General features: G+C 54.5%; 19 protein-coding genes and 1 riboswitch. Of the genes, 17 read left to right on the top strand and 2 right to left on the bottom strand.

Annotated features, from left to right (window positions below; genetic code table 11):
* Positions 1-217: 217 nt before the first annotated feature.
* Complete coding sequence (locus CDO73_RS22215) at positions 218-1,417, top strand: DUF4272 domain-containing protein (protein ID WP_256972810.1); 1,200 nt, start codon at positions 218-220, stop codon at positions 1,415-1,417.
* A gap of 405 nt (positions 1,418-1,822) precedes the next feature.
* Complete coding sequence (locus CDO73_RS22210) at positions 1,823-2,221, top strand: hypothetical protein (protein ID WP_088490716.1); 399 nt, start codon at positions 1,823-1,825, stop codon at positions 2,219-2,221.
* Positions 2,222-2,314: 93 nt separating this feature from the next.
* Here CDO73_RS22210 and CDO73_RS22205 read toward each other — a convergent pair whose 3' ends face one another.
* Positions 2,315-2,845, bottom strand: coding sequence for a hypothetical protein (locus CDO73_RS22205; protein WP_088490715.1), 531 nt, complete (start codon positions 2,843-2,845; stop codon positions 2,315-2,317).
* Between the two features lie 200 nt (positions 2,846-3,045).
* Here CDO73_RS22205 and CDO73_RS22200 point away from each other — a divergent pair, with 200 nt between their 5' ends.
* The 9 genes from CDO73_RS22200 (at position 3,046) to rsmI (ending at position 10,592) form a co-directional block, all read left to right on the top strand.
* Entirely contained in the window at positions 3,046-4,734 is a 1,689-nt protein-coding gene (locus CDO73_RS22200; protein WP_088490714.1) for an aminotransferase class I/II-fold pyridoxal phosphate-dependent enzyme, read from the top strand.
* A 19-nt stretch (positions 4,735-4,753) separates the two neighbouring features.
* Positions 4,754-5,419 (top strand): dTMP kinase, encoded by a 666-nt coding sequence (tmk, locus tag CDO73_RS22195; protein ID WP_088490713.1) that lies wholly within the window; start codon positions 4,754-4,756, stop codon positions 5,417-5,419.
* A gap of 76 nt (positions 5,420-5,495) precedes the next feature.
* Complete coding sequence (locus CDO73_RS22190; RefSeq protein ID WP_037286068.1) at positions 5,496-5,825, top strand: cyclic-di-AMP receptor; 330 nt, start codon at positions 5,496-5,498, stop codon at positions 5,823-5,825.
* A gap of 176 nt (positions 5,826-6,001) precedes the next feature.
* Positions 6,002-6,445 (top strand): YaaR family protein, encoded by a 444-nt coding sequence (locus CDO73_RS22185; protein WP_088490712.1) that lies wholly within the window; start codon positions 6,002-6,004, stop codon positions 6,443-6,445.
* Positions 6,446-6,577: 132 nt separating this feature from the next.
* Positions 6,578-7,558: a DNA polymerase III subunit delta' gene (holB, locus tag CDO73_RS22180; protein ID WP_088490711.1), complete on the top strand. Its 981-nt coding sequence runs from the start codon at positions 6,578-6,580 to the stop codon at positions 7,556-7,558.
* A gap of 65 nt (positions 7,559-7,623) precedes the next feature.
* Positions 7,624-8,424, top strand: coding sequence for a PSP1 domain-containing protein (locus CDO73_RS22175; protein WP_088490710.1), 801 nt, complete (start codon positions 7,624-7,626; stop codon positions 8,422-8,424).
* Between the two features lie 32 nt (positions 8,425-8,456).
* Entirely contained in the window at positions 8,457-8,837 is a 381-nt protein-coding gene (gene yabA, locus CDO73_RS22170; RefSeq protein ID WP_088490709.1) for a DNA replication initiation control protein YabA, read from the top strand.
* 107 nt (positions 8,838-8,944) lie between these two features.
* Positions 8,945-9,709, top strand: a complete 765-nt coding sequence (locus tag CDO73_RS22165) for a tRNA1(Val) (adenine(37)-N6)-methyltransferase (protein ID WP_088490708.1) — start codon at positions 8,945-8,947, stop codon at positions 9,707-9,709.
* Position 9,710: 1 nt separating this feature from the next.
* The gene (rsmI, locus tag CDO73_RS22160) at positions 9,711-10,592 is read left to right on the top strand and encodes a 16S rRNA (cytidine(1402)-2'-O)-methyltransferase (protein ID WP_088490707.1); all 882 of its coding nucleotides are present in this window, start codon (positions 9,711-9,713) and stop codon (positions 10,590-10,592) included.
* A gap of 392 nt (positions 10,593-10,984) precedes the next feature.
* On the opposite strand, the gene CDO73_RS22155 is transcribed toward rsmI, so the two are convergent.
* The gene (locus CDO73_RS22155) at positions 10,985-11,239 is read right to left on the bottom strand and encodes an AbrB/MazE/SpoVT family DNA-binding domain-containing protein (protein WP_037286055.1); all 255 of its coding nucleotides are present in this window, start codon (positions 11,237-11,239) and stop codon (positions 10,985-10,987) included.
* Between the two features lie 302 nt (positions 11,240-11,541).
* On the opposite strand from CDO73_RS22155, the gene CDO73_RS22150 reads away from it, so the two are divergent.
* The 6 genes from CDO73_RS22150 to CDO73_RS22125 all read left to right on the top strand — a co-directional run bounded on the left by CDO73_RS22150 (position 11,542) and on the right by CDO73_RS22125 (position 17,972).
* Positions 11,542-12,843 (top strand): HD domain-containing protein, encoded by a 1,302-nt coding sequence (locus CDO73_RS22150; protein WP_088490706.1) that lies wholly within the window; start codon positions 11,542-11,544, stop codon positions 12,841-12,843.
* A gap of 139 nt (positions 12,844-12,982) precedes the next feature.
* A complete protein-coding gene (locus CDO73_RS22145) occupies positions 12,983-13,750 on the top strand; it encodes a TatD family hydrolase (protein ID WP_088490705.1) in 768 nt (255 codons plus the stop codon).
* 200 nt (positions 13,751-13,950) lie between these two features.
* A riboswitch (cyclic di-AMP (ydaO/yuaA leader) is annotated at positions 13,951-14,184 on the top strand.
* 328 nt (positions 14,185-14,512) lie between these two features.
* Positions 14,513-15,955: a ubiquitin-like domain-containing protein gene (locus tag CDO73_RS22140; RefSeq protein WP_179218793.1), complete on the top strand. Its 1,443-nt coding sequence runs from the start codon at positions 14,513-14,515 to the stop codon at positions 15,953-15,955.
* 167 nt (positions 15,956-16,122) lie between these two features.
* Positions 16,123-16,668, top strand: a complete 546-nt coding sequence (rnmV, locus tag CDO73_RS22135) for a ribonuclease M5 (protein ID WP_088490703.1) — start codon at positions 16,123-16,125, stop codon at positions 16,666-16,668.
* A 4-nt stretch (positions 16,669-16,672) separates the two neighbouring features.
* On the top strand, positions 16,673-17,557 hold the full coding sequence (gene rsmA, locus CDO73_RS22130; protein ID WP_088490702.1) for a 16S rRNA (adenine(1518)-N(6)/adenine(1519)-N(6))-dimethyltransferase RsmA: 885 nt from the start codon (positions 16,673-16,675) through the stop codon (positions 17,555-17,557).
* Positions 17,558-17,693: 136 nt separating this feature from the next.
* On the top strand, positions 17,694-17,972 hold the full coding sequence (locus CDO73_RS22125; protein ID WP_087801424.1) for a Veg family protein: 279 nt from the start codon (positions 17,694-17,696) through the stop codon (positions 17,970-17,972).
* Positions 17,973-18,133 lie beyond the last annotated feature (161 nt).

Here is an 18,133-nt window from a genome sequence, read left to right as displayed (position 1 = left end):
TATATGAGTAGAGTCGGTGGTGCTATACACTGGAGTCAGGACGTAGTGGCTAGAGAGCTACTGTACATGTTATGATGTTTTTGAGAATAGAATTGTGGTATGTATTTTTTTTTTTTTTGAACAAATATAATAAGAACAAATGTACGTGTTATGATATGATACAATCATAAACCTACTATTTGCGAGAGCAATTGTCTGTAGCGAGGAGGATATGCTTATGTCATCAACGACGGAAGTGATTCGAAACGCGGCGCTTTACAGCCCGAACTTTGATCTGGAAGCCGTGATCGAAGCTCTGAACGAAGTGTTCGGCGCCAAATCGGTCAACATGCAGCAAGAAAGTACATACGCGAAAGCAAAAACGGGAAGTTGGCTGGGCAAATCGGAATACGGATTTCGTATTATGACCGGCAAGACCGAACCGGACAAATTCGAAGAAATGAAAAACGGCATGTATCATTTTTTCGCTCAAGTTCCGGCGCAGAAACCGACAGTCCACGAAAAGCTGCTGATTCAGATCACGACGCTGAATATGGTGATCGGCGTCGAATCGGACAAAGCTTTTTCGGCAGCGTTTCAGCAGCAGCTCTATGAATTGGCTCGTAAGCTGAATGCGATCGTGCTGATGGGAGCGCGGAACTTGATGACTCAGGAAGGTAAGCTGCTGCTGGATCTGGACGGATATTCGGAAGTCGACGATTTTATCGTGACGGCTCACAGCAGCCTGCTTCACGACGAACCAATGCCGTCTGCTTCCGCTTCGGCGCGCAAAGATCGCTCCGAACGCAGGCTTCGCGAAGAAGGAGTCCCGGTCAACGCGCATCTGCCGGTCATCGAAGAAGAAGATCAGACCCGGATTCGAAGCGTCGAAGAAGTCGCGTCGCGCGCCATCGCGCTTTGCATCGCGGCTGTCAAAGGCGAATCCGACGGAGCCGGCGAAAATCCCGAAGAGACGAGCGATTTGATTGCCCGGATCACGAACCAATACGAAGCCCAAGCTTTTTTCACCGAACGCGAACGGGCTTATCTGAACGAATCTGCTCCCGAAAGATCGCAGATCGCTGCCTTCTCTTGGGGATACGAATCGTATTGGGTCATGCTGTGGGCGCTCGGTTTTATCGAGAAGTTGGAGCGGCCGGATCGAATTTGCGATGTCGGCCATTCGGTATCCGTTCTTCAGCAGCATGAGGATTTCGAAGGTTTTCTGCGGGCTTCCCGCATACGCAGCAAACAGGAGATTATGGATGAAGCCGATCTCATCTATCGCTACGATTGGGCATGCGTAGATGCCCGGATCCAAAATCTTGAAGCGCCTGCCGGATTGGACGCCGGAGTCGTGTACGAGCGCCATCGTTCGTTGAATTGGTTGATCCGTTACATGGATCAAGAATGGGATTATGTCACGACGGATACCTAAAACGCCAATGGAAGGGTTCCGAAAGCTTGCCGGGGCCCCTCAAGGGGCGCTGACCTAGTAGAGGGCAGAGGGCAAAAAGGCGGCTAAGGATGCACGTCGTTAAGTCAGCGTGCTCGAGCCCTGCTGTTTATACAGTCAGGGCTTTTTGTGTCGAAAAAAGGAGGCCGGAGGCTTCTGACTAGGTAACATTTTTGTAACCGTTCACTTTTCCAACCTCGGTATAATGATGAAATGGGTTGAACGGCTCTGGGAGCCGAGCGACTCAGGGAAAAGTCAAAGTCTGCACAGCAGGATCGTCGGTTTTTCTAGGGGACTTTCGGTTTTAAGCAGGGAATTTAGAACCGGGAGAGAAGAACTATATGGGGGTTCATGAATCGCGCAGAACGATGTAAGGGGGAATTGAATATGAAGCGGAAGGTAGCTTTGTTTGCCTTTTGCCTATTCTGCAGTTCACTTCTTCTTCTAACGGGATGCACATCGGAAGAGCCTTCGTCCTGGGCGGTCTACGACGGTGCAACGGTTGAAGAAAGTTTTCCCGTGCCTAAAGAAGCCAGCAAAACAGACGTAACAGCCAATAATACAAAGATGAGTTATGTCCGCTATTCGGTACCGGGGCTCGACAGTCTGGATCAGATTCCGGAAGCTTATCTGGAGACGATCAAAGCGTGGGGTTGGACGGAGCAGACAGATCAGGAAAATCTCGAAGAACCTAATCCGATTTTTATTTTTTCAAAAGGCGGAACGACGGTACATTTATCGCTGGAAGGCAATTATCTGACCGTATTGGTTCCGAGGGAAAACTGAGGACGGCAGCAAAAGAACGAAAGTCGAATAAAAAGACCGGTGTCTCGACGAATGCGTCGAAGCCGGTCTTTCTTTGTTTAAGCCGAAAAGATGTTATTGGACGTAGTAAGAAATGTCTTGTTCGTTAAGCTTGATCATGACGTCGCGGCGCTGCCCCCGCATACCCATAAGAATGGACAGTCTCGGAGCCATCAACCAGAAATGCCAGAACAGCAGAGCTGCCGTGAACGGAAGAGGGATCCACGCGACCATGATGCCGATGAAAACGAATCCGATCCAAAGACTTTGCAGCAGAACCTGACGGAGAATAGAAAACCCGGTATGCTGGTCGGGGAGATAACCGAACCATGGGCCGGAGAAACGCAGCCGCCATTTTTTGCGATATACGGATCCTCGAATCAATAGAACCGAGTTGGAGACGACGAAGTGAATCCACAAGACGAATAAAAACGCAGCCGCCATATACACGAAAGCAAGCCAAGAAAACAAAACGACGCCGACCGCCAACACGGGGAGAGGAACCAACCAATAGACGAACAGTAAAGGCCGGGGGATATAGAATTTGCGTATGAGCTGGTATTGATAGATCGTGGCGTTGCCGTTCTCGCGTTGTTGCTCCAGCATGTCCGACCTTCCTTCCTGATTCCTGATCAAGCATTCCCGGATTTGGGAATTCTGCTGTTTATATCATAACTGATCGAAGCGTCAACCGGAAGAATCAAAATGCCTTTTGGGTCTTGCGAAGGAGCATGAAAATCGGGTGTCGGAAATACCCTACAATCAGGTACAATAGATAAGAAAAATGCAGATGCGGGAGGCGCGGCATGAACGGGTTCGATCCGAATGACGCTCCGCTCTATGCGGAGCTGCTTCGTTACGCCGCGCGTAAAGAAGCTTCTTTTCACGTGCCCGGCCACAAAGACGGGCATTATTATTCAAACGGCGCGGGAGAACTGCCGAACGGGTTCGGCGAGGTGCTCAACATCGACGCGACGGAGATCGAAGGCACGGACGACCTGCATGATCCGGAAAGCGTGATTCTTGAAGCGCAGCGGAAAGCGGCGGCGTTTTTCGGCGCGGAAGAGACTTTCTTCCTCGTCGGGGGAAGCACGGTCGGCAATCTGGCGCTGATCTTGACGGTGTGCCGGGAGCCGGGCGACATTCTGATCGTGCAGCGCAACGTGCACAAATCGGTCTTGAACGGCTTGATGCTGGCGGGGGCGCGGGCGGTCTTCGTTGCCCCGGAAAGCGATCCGGGCACCGGACTTGCGGTGCTGCCCGGCGAAAGCACGCTGGAGGCGGCGCTGGCGCGCTACCCGGAAGCGCGCGGGGTGTTCGTGACCCGGCCGAATTATTACGGCATGGGTCGCAGTATCCGGGAAACGGCCCGGATCTGTCATACGTACGGGATTCCGCTGCTCGTGGACGAAGCGCACGGCGCTCACTACGGGCTGCATCCGGCGCTGCCGGCTTCCGCGCTGGCCGAAGGCGCGGACGGCGTCGTGCAATCGACGCATAAGATGCTCGCCGCCATGACGATGGGGGCGATGCTGCATGTGCAGGGCGGCCTGCTCGATCGCGGCCTGCTTCGCAGGCGTCTCGCGATGGTGCAGAGTTCCAGCCCTTCGTATCCGATCATGGCTTCGCTCGATCTGGCGCGAAGCGTGACGCAGAGCCGGGGCGAAGCGGCTTTCGCCCCGGCTCTGCAAGCCGCGGCGCAGATTCGCCGCGAGCTGGAGCGGCTGCCGAGGTTCGGCTTCGTCCGGCCGGAGACGCCGGACGGCCTTGCGGCAGACGCGGCGGCTTCGGGAAGCCGCGTCGAACTTCCCGTGCCCGCTTCGCACGGGCACGACCCGGCGTTCGGCGGCGGCGCGAGCGGCGCCTACGCCGAACAAGACCCGCTCAAGATCGCCGTCTATGACCGACGGCGAGTCTTGAGCGGCTACGCGCTGCAGCAGCGGCTGGCGGCCGCGGGCTGCATTGCGGAGATGAGCGACGAGCGCCGCACGGTGCTGGCGCTCGGAATCGGGTCCGGCGCGGCAGACGCCGGACGATTGATCGCCGCGCTGCAAGAACTGCAGCGCGAACTGGATGAACAGGACGCCGCCGCAGAGTCGTCGGCGTCTTCGGCTGCCGGGTCCGAAGAAGCTCGTCCGACTGCTGATCCGGCTTCTTGCTCCGACGGAGCAAGATTGCCGTCGGATCATGAAGCCGACAAAGTCGAGCCGCCCGAAACGGAATCCCTGGCCGAGTCGCTCGTCTCCGAACCGGTGCCGTTCGATCTTCGGCCGCCGGGCGAATCGGAGCCGATCCGTCCGGAAGATGCGGAAGGACGCGTCTCGGCGGAAATGATCGTGCCTTATCCCCCCGGCATTCCGCTGATCTATGCGGGGGAACGGATAACGGCGTCCGCGGCGTCGCGGCTGCTTCGGCTTAGGGAAGCCGGAGCGCGTTTTCAAGGGGCCGCCGACGCTTCGTTAAGGACCATACAGATCTATTCGGCAACAAAATAACGAAGGACGGTAACCAAACATGAAATATTCGGGTAAATTTATAGTGCTGGAAGGGCCGGACGGCAGCGGCAAAACGACGCAGATCGCGAAAATCGAACAATACCTGCGTCAGCGCGGAGCCGATTTCGTCTCGACGCGCGAACCGGGCGGGGTCGCCGTGGCGGAGAAGATTCGCCGCGTGATCTTGGACGTGGACAACGCGATGAGCGGGCTGACCGAATGCCTGCTGTACGCGGCGGCGCGGCGGGAGCATCTGCTGAACAAAGTCGTTCCGGCACTCGAGCAGGGCAAGATCGTCGTATGCGACCGTTACGTCATGTCTTCGCTCAGTTATCAAGGCTACGGGCGCGGACTGGGGCAAGACGTGCTCGACATCAATAAACGCGCGATCTCTTGGAACGGCATGGAATATTGGCCGGATATGAACATCTATCTCGACGTGACGCCGGAAGTCGGACTCGGACGCATTCACGCGAAGCAGACCGATCGGGAGATCAATCGCCTCGATCTGGAAGAAGAAGATTTCCACCGGAAAGTGCGCGAAGGGTATTTGCGTTTGATCGAAGAATACGAAGGACAGTTCACGCGGATCGACGCTTCGCAAAGCGAAGAGCTTGTATTTGCCGATATAAAAAGTGTACTGGACCGCCTTCTTTTCGCCGAGAGCGAGCAGGATTTTTCTTGATTCGCGTCGAATAAGCTTTGTTACGGATCCTTTCGCCTTTCGGCGGAAAGAACCTATCGAAAAGGAGGGAACACGGATGAAACTGATTATCGCGATCGTACAGGATAAAGACAGCAACCGCTTGTCGGGCGAGCTGGTCAAATCGAATTTCCGGGCGACGAAGCTTGCCAGTACGGGCGGCTTCCTGCGAGCAGGGAATACGACTTTTCTGATCGGTGTCGATGACAGCCAGGTTGAAGCCGTGATGAGCGTCATTCGCAACAGCTGTAAAGTGCGCGAACAGCTTGTGACGCCGGTTACGCCGATGAGCGGAACGACGGATTCTTATCTGCCGCTTCCGGTCGAAGTGCAAGTCGGCGGCGCGACGGTATTCGTGCTTCCGGTCGACCGTTTCGAACACTTTTAGGCCTCGCGCGGCCTAAGCCGGGCGCTCCCGTCCGGGAGCGTGCCGGATCGCAAGTTGTCCCGCCGGACGTTTTGTCTGCACGACCATTCCACCGGCGGACAGCCGGCCTGAAGAAGAGTCGGGGTCTCCGAATCGGAGACCGCTCGTCTTCACGGACATAAAGGCAGGGATACAAGATGAAGATCAACCCGGGATTCAGGCCCTTGAACAATACGCCCGTTACGCAGGATAGCGGGACGCGCCCCGTCGAACAGCGCAGCTTCTCCGACGCGATCCGACATCAGGAAGCCAAAGCGACGCAGGACGAGCTGGGCCGCCGCATGGAAGAGATCAACCGTCAAGGCGACCGTTTGGCTCGTTCGATGACGGTGCGCGAATTGAAATCTTACCGCACGATGGTCAAGCGGTTTCTGGAAGATACGGTTCGCCGAGGCGTAGGCATGAAAGACACCAAAGGCTGGGATCGGCTCGGCCGAACCAAACGTTATAAGCTGCTTGACGAGGTCGACGGCCAACTGCTTGCCATGGCCGACGACCTGCTGAACAGCGAAGAAGGCCGAATCGATCTGCTGCATCGAATCGGAGAGATACGCGGTCTGCTGATCAATCTGTTATACTGATCGCAGACGATGCATCGGAAACCGAATTTTACCGGAGAGCCGGGAGCCGACACAGGTTCCCGGCTTCCGTGCAGTCAGCGGACGAGTCAGCAGGCAGTCCGCTATTATTCTATTCAATAAGGAGCTGTCCCCATGTCCTTACACGCGATCAGCGGTCAGGAGACGGCCAAACGCATGCTCGGCGGCAGTCTGCGCGGCGGGCGGGTCTCGCATGCCTATCTGTTCAGCGGACCCGGCGGCGGAGCGCGGCGCAGAGCCGCGGACGCTTTCGCCAAAGCGCTGCTGTGCGAACGCGGCGCGGAGCTGGGCGACGCCTGCGGCGAGTGTCTGAGCTGCCGCAAGGTCGAACACGGCAACCATCCGGATCTTCAAGCGATCGGACCGGACGGAGCCTCGATCAAGATCGAACAGATCCGCGAACTCCAGAAGATGTTCTCCTACCGCTCGGGCACGAGCGGCCGCAAAGTATATATCATCGACGAAGCCGATAAAATGACCGTTCAAGCGTCCAACAGCTTGTTGAAATTCCTGGAGGAGCCGCCGGCTCCGGCAGTCGCCATTTTGTTGGCCGAAAACGCGCAGTCGCTGCTGCCGACCATTCGCTCCCGTACCCAGCTCGTGCCTTTTACGGCCATGGGCGCGGAAGATATTCTGGCCGATCTTGCCGTTCAAGGATTGGCGACCCCGGCCGCCCGCTGCGCCGCTTATTTGACGCCGGGACCGGAAGAATGCGCGGCGCTTGCAGCAGAGAATTGGTTTGCAGAAATAAGAAATGTAGTGATACAATTAGGGAAGGAGTCGATCGGCCGAAACGGCGCAAGCCTGGTTACCGCCCAACAGCAAGTGTTCAAGGCGGGACTCGGCGAGCACTTGGACAGCCTGTTCGATCTTTTCCATTTGTGGTTCAGAGATATGATCTACGTTCACTCCGAACGGCGCGAGCACATCGTTTTCATAGATCAACTGGAGTTTATCTCCCAAGTGGCAGGTTCCCGCAGCACGGATTATTGGATATCTTGCATGTCCATGACCGCAGAGAGCAAGAAGAAGCTCAAGTCCAACATGAACAACCAGCTCTGTCTTGAGCAGTTCTTAGTCGAGCTGGTTCCTTGATCGGGAGATGAAGGGACAAGAAGCTGGGACCCAACGTTTTGAATGCGCGCAAGGGAGGTTTAGCTTTGTACAGTGTAGTCGGAGTCCGTTTTAAGAAGGCGGGCAAAGTGTATTATTTCGACCCTCTGGAATTCGCCGTCGAGCAGGAACAGTGCGTAATTGTAGAGACGGCCCGAGGCGTCGAATACGGCAAGGTCGTCGTAGGCAAAAAGCAGGTGCAAGAAAGCGACGTCGTTCTTCCGCTGAAGCGGGTCATCCGGATCGCCGGCGATTCGGACGCGCGCGTCGTGGAAGAAAACAAAGAAGCTGCACGCAAAGCTTTCGCTACCTGTTTGAATAAAATCAAGGATCACGGATTGAAGATGAAACTGGTGGACGTGGAGTATACGTTCGACCGCAACAAGATCATCTTCTACTTCACGGCCGAAGGCCGGGTCGATTTCCGCGAATTGGTCAAAGATCTCGCCAGCATCTTCCGTACGCGGATCGAGCTGAGACAGATCGGGGTACGGGACGAAGCGAAGATGCTCGGAGGCATCGGACCGTGCGGGCGCGTCTTATGCTGCTCGTCGTGGCTGGGCGATTTCGAACCGGTATCCATCAAGATGGCCAAAGATCAGAATCTCTCGCTCAATCCGACCAAGATTTCGGGCTTGTGCGGCAGATTGATGTGCTGCTTGAAATTCGAGCACGATAATTACGAGAGCAGCAAGGAAGAGCTTCCGGCGATCGGCAAGTTGGTCGTCACGTCGCTCGGAGACGGCAAAGTCGTCGGCATCCATGCGGGTAAACGCATGGTACACGTTCAGTTGTTCGAGATCAATAAGGTCAAAGAATTGTCCATGGACGACATCGTCGTCAAGTAAGTCAATCGGAACCGCTCTGGGGTGGAGTTTACTTGGAGAAGAAAAATGTCTTCGCGCAAATACACGAGATGGAAACGCAAGTGGAAAGCTTCAAAGACGAGCTCGGTACAATGAAGCAGGCGGTCAAAGAGCTGATGGAAGATAACCAACGGCTGCTTACCGAAAACGAACGTCTGCGGAAGATTTTGAAAAGGGAAGCCCAAGTCGAAGTTGCGGCTGCGGCCAAACCCGAACCGTTCAACGTCCTTAGCGAACCGGCAAAGAAGAACGAGGAAGCCAGCGATATGGTCGGCGAAGGCTATGATAATCTGGCCCGTTTGTATCACGAAGGATTCCATATCTGCAACGTGTACTACGGCCATCTTCGCACGGAAGGCGACTGCTTGTTCTGCCTGTCTTTTTTGAATAAATAATTCGGTGTTACCGCGTTGCCCGTCTGCGAGCCAGTCGGGTAACGGATCAGCCTGAAAGCCGCGGCGTTTTTTGCCAGCGGCTTTTTTTTGAAAGAGGAGCGTTCAGAATGGAAAAACAAATCGATATCCCGCTGCGCGAGGGCGAACGGATCGACGATCTGCTCACGCAAAATTTGCATATTATTCAAAGTCCCGAGGTGTTCAGCTTCTCGATGGATGCCGTGCTGCTCGGCCGTTTCGCTTCGGTTCCCGCACGAGGACGCGTACTCGATCTGTGCACGGGCAACGGCGTGATCCCGCTTCTGCTCTCTACCCGGACCAAAGCGACGATCGAAGGCGTGGAGATCCAAGAGCGGCTGGCCGACATGGCGCAGCGCAGCGTCGCGATGAACGGGCTGCAAGAGCGCATTCTCGTCCATAACGCCGACTTGAAGACGTTTCACGAGACGGCCGGACACGGCATGTACGACGCGGTAACGGTCAATCCGCCGTATACGCCGCTGACCGGAAGCGATATCAAAGCCAATCTGCACGAAGCGATCGCCCGGCACGAGATCCACTGCACGCTGGAAGACGTCGTTCAAGCTTGCGCAAGATTGGTCAAGCAGGGCGGCAAAGTGTCGATGGTACATCGTCCGCATCGCCTGGCCGATATCCTGACGCTGATGCGGCAGTACAAGATCGAGCCGAAACGGATCCGCTTCGTTCACCCGCGCGCGGGCATGGAAGCCAATATGGTGCTGGTCGAAGGGCTGCGGGACGGGAAGCCGGAGATGCGGATCATGCCGCCGCTGATCGTGTATAACGAAAAAGGCGAATATTGCGAAGAAATCATGACGATTTATTACGGCAAACCGGGGGAGGGCGCTTAAGTTGCAGGTACAGAAAAGCTTCGAGTCCAGAACGGACGGCTTCGGAACGCTGTATTTGGTCGCGACGCCGATCGGCAATCTGGAAGACATGACGTATCGCGCGGTGCGCACGCTTCGGGAGTGCGAACTGATCGCCGCCGAAGATACGCGGCAGACGCGCAAGCTGTTGACCCACTTCGAGATCGTGCCGCAGAAATTGTTCAGCTACCACGAGCATAATAAGGCCGCCAGCGGTCCCGAATTGATACGCTATATAATAGAAGGAAAAAATCTGGCGCTCGTCAGCGATGCCGGTCTGCCGGCGGTTTCCGACCCCGGAGCGGACTTGGTGAAACTTGCCGTCGAAGCCGGGATTCCGGTCGTTCCGGTACCGGGCGCGAATGCCGCGCTCTCGGCCCTGATCGTGTCGGGGCTGTCGACGGAACGGTTTACTTTCGCCGGATTCCTGCCGCGCGAAAACAAAGATCGCCGCGCCGCGCTGGAATCGTTAGGACAGCTCGAAGGGACGCTGCTGTTCTACGAATCGCCGCACCGGGTCATGAAGACCGTCGAGGCGATGCTCGAAGCATGGGGACCGCGCCGCGCGGCTTTGGCCCGCGAGCTGACCAAACGGCACGAAGAAGTTGCGCGGGGAACGTTGGAAGAGCTGCTGGGACTGCTGAACGAACATCCGCCGCTCGGCGAATACTGCATCGCGGTGGAAGGCGAGAGCGCGGAGCAGGCGCAGGAACGCAAAGACGCGTGGTGGCAGGAATTGGAGCTTGAAGATCACGTGGCGCATTACGAGCAGCAGGAAGGATTGTCGCGCAAAGACGCCATGAAAAAAGCGGCAGCCGATCGGGGATTATCCAAACGCGATGTGTATAATGCGCTGCTGAGTTAGTTGGAAAGAATTTCAGAAAATCAGTGAAAAGAGATAAAAAAAGACCCCGAAACGCCGGTGCAGGGCGCTTCGGGGTGCAAGGAGATATAAAAAAGGTTAGAATTAACGGTGTTAAGGTTGGTTTTTGGGTAAGGCTTTTTTTCATTATAACGTAAAGGGGAAAAGCTTGAAAGGGAAAAAGCGAAAAGATTGAAAGCGAAAAACTTAAAACCTTTAAAGCGAAAAAATAAAAACTTAAAAGCAAAAAACTTAAAAATTTAAAGGTACGATTTCAAAATAAAAGGGTAGGGCGTTCCTTGTATTTTGAAATCGATGTTGCGAAGTGACGGGAAGAAATTCGTTTCCAGTTACTTCGCAACCTGATTGCAAAAGAATACGATCATTTTATCGTCTTATTTTGCAATTGGAGCAGGGATTTCCGAGACGCAGTCGTAGCAGACGATCTTGCCTTTGAAATAAGTCACGTTATCGGCGTTGCCGCAGAAGATACAAGCGGGCTCGTATTTTTTCAGCATGATGCGTTCGCCGTCCACGTAAATTTCCAGCGCGTCTTTCTCGCCGATTCCCAGCGTACGGCGCAATTCGATCGGAATGACGACACGGCCCAATTCGTCTACTTTTCTTACGATACCTGTCGATTTCATCATAATATATTGCCTCCCAGAAGTGTGAATTTAAAAGGTAAGTGTCAATTTTCGACATTGTTCTAGCTTTTATGTTCCTCATAATAACAATGTTTCCCAGAACAGTCAACCGGGGAAAAGCAATATTTTGCTTAAATTTTGATAAAAAATGAAATTCTTTTGGATTTTGTGTCAAAATTAAGCTGAAAATGTACATCAGCTTGCAAATTTTCGGAAAACAAGGAATTAGAAACTTGTGAACGTACTGAGACAAAATTCGACAACCGTTTGATTTCGCGTTATTTCTCATAAAAGGAGTGAAAATCATGCCGAACTATATCAAGCCGCTGCGCGAAGAAAAAGTGTTCAAAGACCCCGTGCATAACTATGTTCACGTTCAGGATCGGACGATCTGGTCGTTGATCAATACGGCGGAATTCCAGCGTCTGCGCCGTATTCGCCAGCTCGGAACGACTTATCTGACTTTCCACGGCGCGGAACACAGCCGCTTCTCCCATTCGCTCGGCGTCTACGAGATCACCCGGCGCATCATTTCCCAATTCGAGCGCAACAATTATCCGGATTGGCCGGTCGAAGAAAATATGGTCGCCATGTGCGCGGCGCTGCTGCACGATCTGGGCCACGGTCCTTTTTCCCATTCGATCGAAGAAGCGTTCGAGATGGACCACGAAGAATGGACCTGCAAGATCATTCTGGGAGATACGGACGTAAACCGCGTGCTGCGGGAAGTGTCGGCCGATCTGCCGGACCGGGTCGCTTCGGTAATCCGCAAAGACTACGAGAAAGAGATCGTGGTCAATCTGATTACCAGTCCGCTCGATGCGGATCGCATGGATTATCTGCTGCGCGACGCCTATTTTACCGGAGTCGACTACGGGACGATCGATATCGATCGAATCCTGCGCATGCTGCGGCCTTATAATGGAAGAATCGTGGTCAAAGAGTCGGGGATGCATGCCGTGGAAGATTATCTGATGTCGCGTTACCAGATGTATTGGCAGGTCTATTTCCATCCGGTCACGCGCAGTTCGGAGATCATTCTGCGGCAGATTCTGCGCCGGGCGGGCGAGCTGTACCGGGAAGGTTACGCATTCGCCTTTTTGCCTCAGCCGCTGCCGGGACTGTTCCGCAACGATCTGACGGTCAAAGAATATCTGAAACTGGATGAAGCTTTGATTCAGACGGTATTCATGCAGTGGACGGACGAGAAAGACCCTATCCTGAGCGAGCTCTGCTGCCGATTCCTCCATCGCCGATTGTATAAATATGTAGAAGTGGATTCGATCGATATGGAGATGATCGACCGGATTCGCGAGAGCTTCGGCAAAGCCGGTCTGCACCCCGAATACGACTTCGAAATCGACTTCCCGACCGACCTTCCTTACGACGTGTTCCGTCCCGACGGAGCGAAACGCGAGAATCGGATCATGCTGCTCGGAAAACAGGATAAATTGAGAGAAATTTCCGAAGTTTCCGATATCATCAGGTCGATCAGCGGGCTGCATCGCGGAAAATATCACCTCTATTATCCGCATCATAAAGTCGGTGCCATTCACTCGCAGCTTCCGGCCGATATTGCGGAAATTTTCCCGATTTCGGCCGATTAAAGGCTAAAATCCGTTTTTTTCGCTAAAAAATTCGACTGTTTTGCCTTTTTGCAAATGTGAAAAACAGTCAAAAAAATATTGAAAACGATCAAGGAATCGAGCGGTTTTCGCCCAACCGGAAGAAATAAGGAGGAATTTCATGTTATTCGATACTCATACCCATATGGACGCGCCGGAATTCGAAGAAGATCGGGACGAAACGATCGCGCGAGCGGTCGAAGCAGGCGTCGGCCATTTCGTCAATATCGGCTTCAACCGGGAAACGATTCCGACGACGCTCGCGTTGGCGGAAAAGTATCCTTTCGTCTGCGCGGCGATCGGTTGGCACCCCGTCGACGCGATCGATATGCAGCCCGGCGACCTCGAATGGATCGAGTCTCTATGCAGTCACGAGAAAGTGGTGGCGATCGGCGAGATCGGACTGGATTATCATTGGGATAAATCGCCCAAAGACGTCCAGCACCGCGTGCTGCGCGAACAGATCGCGTTGGCGAAACGCGTCAAACTGCCGATCGTGATCCATAACCGCGAAGCGCACGAAGACACGATCCGCATCCTCAAAGAAGAAAACGCGTCCGAGGTCGGCGGGATCATGCATGCTTTTTCGGGAAGCTGGGAAACGGCCAAAATTTGCCTCGATATGGGTTTCCATCTGTCGTTCGGAGGACCGGTCACGTTCAAGAACGCCAAGCAGCCCAAAGAGGTGCTCGAGAAGACGCCGATGGACCGTTTGCTGATCGAAACCGATGCTCCTTACCTGACTCCGCATCCTTATCGAGGGAAGCGGAACGAGACCGGTTACGTTCGCCTCGTCGCCGAGACGGCAGCCCAGTTAAAAGGCGTTTCTCTGGAAGAAATTGCCGATCAGACAACGAAAAACGCGAAACTGCTTTTTGGTATCAAGTGAAAAAGCGAGGAAAAGCGTCGAAAAAGCGAGGATTTACGAGATATTAATCTCTTTGTTACAAAAAAGGGTAGAAGATTACAAAGTTTTAACCTTTTGAACTCTAAAACGCGAAACTCTCCGACTTTACAAAGCGCTCCGAAAAAAGCTATTATCTTGTCAGTGATTAATCGGCCGTATGTTCGGTTAATCCGATAAATTCATGAACCGTCTCGCTGAATCTTCGTCGATCAAGACGAAGAACGGGGGAACCCGAAGCGGCAGGTCGAACCGACGAAAGATTTCGCGAGTCGGTAAACCGCCGTGGTCGATTCCTTTTTACATGGGTCTACGGGGTGAATTGCAGGTCTTCTCGCCATGAGCGGAAGAACCGGCATAGGACGACTCTCTTCGTCCGAACCCGACAGCTAACCTCGTAAGCGCACAAATAAGAGAGAGGCAGCCACGCGCCTTATGTTTTCCTCAGAATCGTCAACTTGTCGATTGGAATAAGAGGGAAGCCGCGGAAGAGTCCTCTACAGATTTTGATCTGAGCACTCTTCCCAGGCTTCTTTTGTTTTAGGCACATAAGCCGGAGGGAACAGCGTACATAAGTGTGAAACACGGGCTGAGCTTTTAGAACGGGATGAACGTAGGAACGACGCGACCGGCAATGCCGGGGCACAGCCTTTTTGTGCTGCTCGTTTTTACGAAAAAATAGCAATTAGTCACGTCAACTTTTCTATGGATCTACTTGACGGCGGGGCTATGGAGGAGGACGGAAGAGTGGGCATTTTCACGAAAGAAGACACCCATGGTTCACGATCATCCAGCATGACTTACGCTTGGCGTTGGAAACGCCAGAACGGGCTTCAGATTTTGGGTGTCGCATTATTCGTCGTCGCGCTGGTCACGATGATTCTGCTGGGCTTGTATGCCAAAGCGGAGAAATCGATCGTGCTGGTCGTCGACGGCAAAGAGCAGACGTTGACCACGCATAAAGGCAATCTCCAAGAATTCTTGAACGAACATTCGGTCAGCGTGAAGCCGCAGGACGCGGTATCGAGAGCGCTCGGCGCTTCGATTCAAGACGGCGATCGCATCGCCATCACGACGGCGATCGCCGTTAACCTGAACGTCGACGGCAAAAGCGAGCAGCGTTACACGACCGGAAGAACGGTCGGCGCCGCGCTCGAAGGCTGGAACGTGAAGCTGGGACAGTTCGATAAGATCTCGGTTCCGGTAAGCTCGGCGATTCAGAACGGAGCGGCAGTCAACATCACCACGGCCGTGCCGGTTACGCTGGAGGTCGACGGCAAAAGCAAACAGGCCTATACGGCGGAAAAAACGGTCGAAGCCGCGCTCGCAAGCTGGAATATCGATTTCGGCGCACACGACAAAATCTCGGTGCCGCTGAGCTCGAACATCCAAGAAGGCGGCAAGATCGCGATCGACACCGCAATCCCTGTCAACCTCAAAGCGGACGGGGAAGCCAAAACGACCTACACGACGGCAAGAACGGTGGAAGCCGCGCTTGCGGATTGGGGCATCAAGCTCGGGTCGGACGATAAAGTCTATCCGGGTACGACGACTCCGCTGACGGAGAACCTCGACGTGTCGGTATACCGCATCAACAAATTCACCGCGGAGCAGGAAGTGGTCGTTCCTTACTCGACGATCGAGAAGGAAGACTCGGCGCTGCTCAAAGGCAAGAAGAAGACCGTCCAAGCCGGCGTCAACGGCGTAACGGTCCACACGGTCGAGAAAGTCTACCAAGACGGCGAATTCGTTACGAAATACGTCGTGGACAAAAAGGTAAAGACCGAGAAGCAGGACGAAATCGTCGCGATCGGCACCAAAGAGCCGGTTGTCGAGAAGACGTTCGCCAAGCTGGAGGCGGCTCCGGCTTCCTCTACGGGGTTTGAATATAAGAAAGTGCTGACCGGCGTCTCCATGACGGCTTACTCTTCGCAGGAGCCGGGCATCGGAACCCGTACGGCAACAGGCACGACCGTAACCGAAGGACGCACGATCGCCGTCGACCCTAACGTAATCCCGCTGGGATGGTGGGTCTACATCGAAGGCATCGGCTACCGCAAAGCGGAAGATACGGGCGGCGCCATCAAAGGCAAAAAGATCGACGTATACTACGACAGCCTGCAAACGGCGCTGAATTTCGGACGCAAGTCCGGCATGACGGTGTACGTGATCGGGCCGAACAAGCCGTAACGCGCTGTGCCGGTACGCGGTCCGACGACAGTCGGATCGCGATTCCTCCGACGCGGACGTTTACGCTGACGGCCGCAGGATGGTATACTTAACCGCATAAGCATGAACGAGATAAGAAGAGGAGGTTCTCCTCTTCTTTTTGTTATGAGAGGCGAAGGAGAGGAAACATGATTAAAGAGGTCATTGTCGTGGAAGGGCGCGACGATACGGTAGCGGTCAAGCGGGCGGTCGAAGCGGATACGATCGAGACGGGCGGATCGGCGATCGGCGCATCGGTGATCCGGCGCGTGCAGATGGCGATGGAACGCCGGGGCGTCATCATCTTGACGGACCCGGATTTCGCGGGCGAGCGGATCCGGAAGATCGTCGCGCAGAAAGTGCCGGGCTGCAAGCACGCGTTTATTCCGGAAGCCGACGCCACGCGCAAAGGGGATATCGGCGTGGAGAACGCTTCTCCCGAAGCGATCCGCCGCGCGCTGGAACGCGTGCACACGGAGATGCCGGGCAAAGACAGCTTGATCGATTGGCAGGATCTGATCGAAGCCGGACTGATCGTGCATCCGAACGCGGCGGCGCGCCGGATGGCGATGGGCAATCTGCTCGGCATCGGGTACTGCAACGGCAAGCAGTTCCATAACCGGCTGCGCATGTTCCAGATCTCTCCCCGTGAATTCGCCGACGCTCTGGCCCAAATCGACAAAGAAGGATCGTGAACCCATGAACGACAGAGAAGGAATCGCTTCGCCGAAGCGAACCAAAGAGATTATCGCCAAACATAACTTTTCATTCAAAAAAAGCCTCGGTCAGAACTTTCTGATCGATCAAAATATCCTGAACAAAATCGTGGAAGCGGCCGATCTGGCTCCGAACAAAGGCGCGCTCGAGATCGGTCCCGGAATCGGCGCGCTGACCGAGAAGCTGGCTTTGGGCGCGGGCGAGGTCGCGGCGATCGAGATCGACCGCCGCCTGATCCCGATCCTCAAAGACGTGCTGGGGCCGTACGGCAACGTGACCGTACGCGAGGCGGACGTGCTCAAGGTCGATCTAAAAGCCTTTTTCGAAGAGGTGTTCGTTCGCAGCGAGAAGGTCAGCGTCGTCGCCAACCTGCCGTATTACGTGACTACGCCGATCTTGATGAAGCTGCTCGAAGAGAAACTTCCGCTCGAGAACATCGTCGTCATGATCCAGAAAGAAGTGGCGGAACGGATGTCGGCTTCGCCGGGCGGCAAAGAATACGGCAGCCTCAGCATCGCCGTGCAGTATTACAGCGAGCCGGAACTGGTCTGCATCGTGCCGCGCACGGTGTTCATTCCGCAGCCTAACGTGGAATCGGCCGTGATCCGTCTCAAGGTGCGCGAGAAGCCGCCGGTCGACGTCGCGGACGAAGAGCACTTCTTCACGCTCGTGCAGGCTTCTTTCACGCAGCGCCGCAAGACGATCGCCAATAACCTCAAAGCCCGTTACTTCTCTCAAGAAGGACGCGAGCGCATGGAAAGCCTGCTCGCCGAAGCGGGGATCGAACCGTCGCGGCGGGCCGAAACGCTGTCGATGGAAGAGTATGCGCGCCTCAGCGGCATCTTTATTCGGGAAGAGATTCGCTAAGCTCGGAAGAAGGTCATTTTTCTCAAAAAACCCCTGTTGACAATAAATAATTGATATTGATATAATGATTAATTTGCCTTGACATCTTTCTCTCAAAATGTTACAATTGAGTGTATGAGAGAGGTGGTTGAGAAAAATGGCACATCAAACGCTATCGGATATCAAACGCAGTCTCGACGCTCATGTAGGACACCGCATCATGCTCCGTGCCAATGGAGGCCGGCGCAAGACGGTCGAGCAAACCGGAGTCCTCGAAGGTACGTATCCGGCGGTATTTACCGTCATGCTGGAAGAAGAGGCCGAACACGCTTCGGGCCGAGTGTCTTATAGTTATGCCGATGTTTTGACGGAAACGGTTGAACTCTCGCTGGTGGAAGAAGATTCGGAGACTCCGATCGCTTACGCCGGCGCCTGATTCGCACGTTGATTAGACAGGCGGTCCTCGCTCTCGCGGGGGCCGCTTTTGTGCGTGGGGCGGGCTGCGGTAAATGGACTTCGACCTTTATATTGCATATAATAGCTAAAGCTGTTTAGAGAGGGCGGCCGGATCTCCGGTCAGAACGCAGGGGCGGTGAA

Source organism: Saccharibacillus sp. O23 (assembly GCF_002205895.1).
In the GTDB taxonomy this organism is placed as follows: domain Bacteria; phylum Bacillota; class Bacilli; order Paenibacillales; family Paenibacillaceae; genus Saccharibacillus.
The sequence above is the reverse complement of the archived record's forward strand: the minus strand, read 5'-3'. Positions and strand labels throughout refer to the sequence as shown.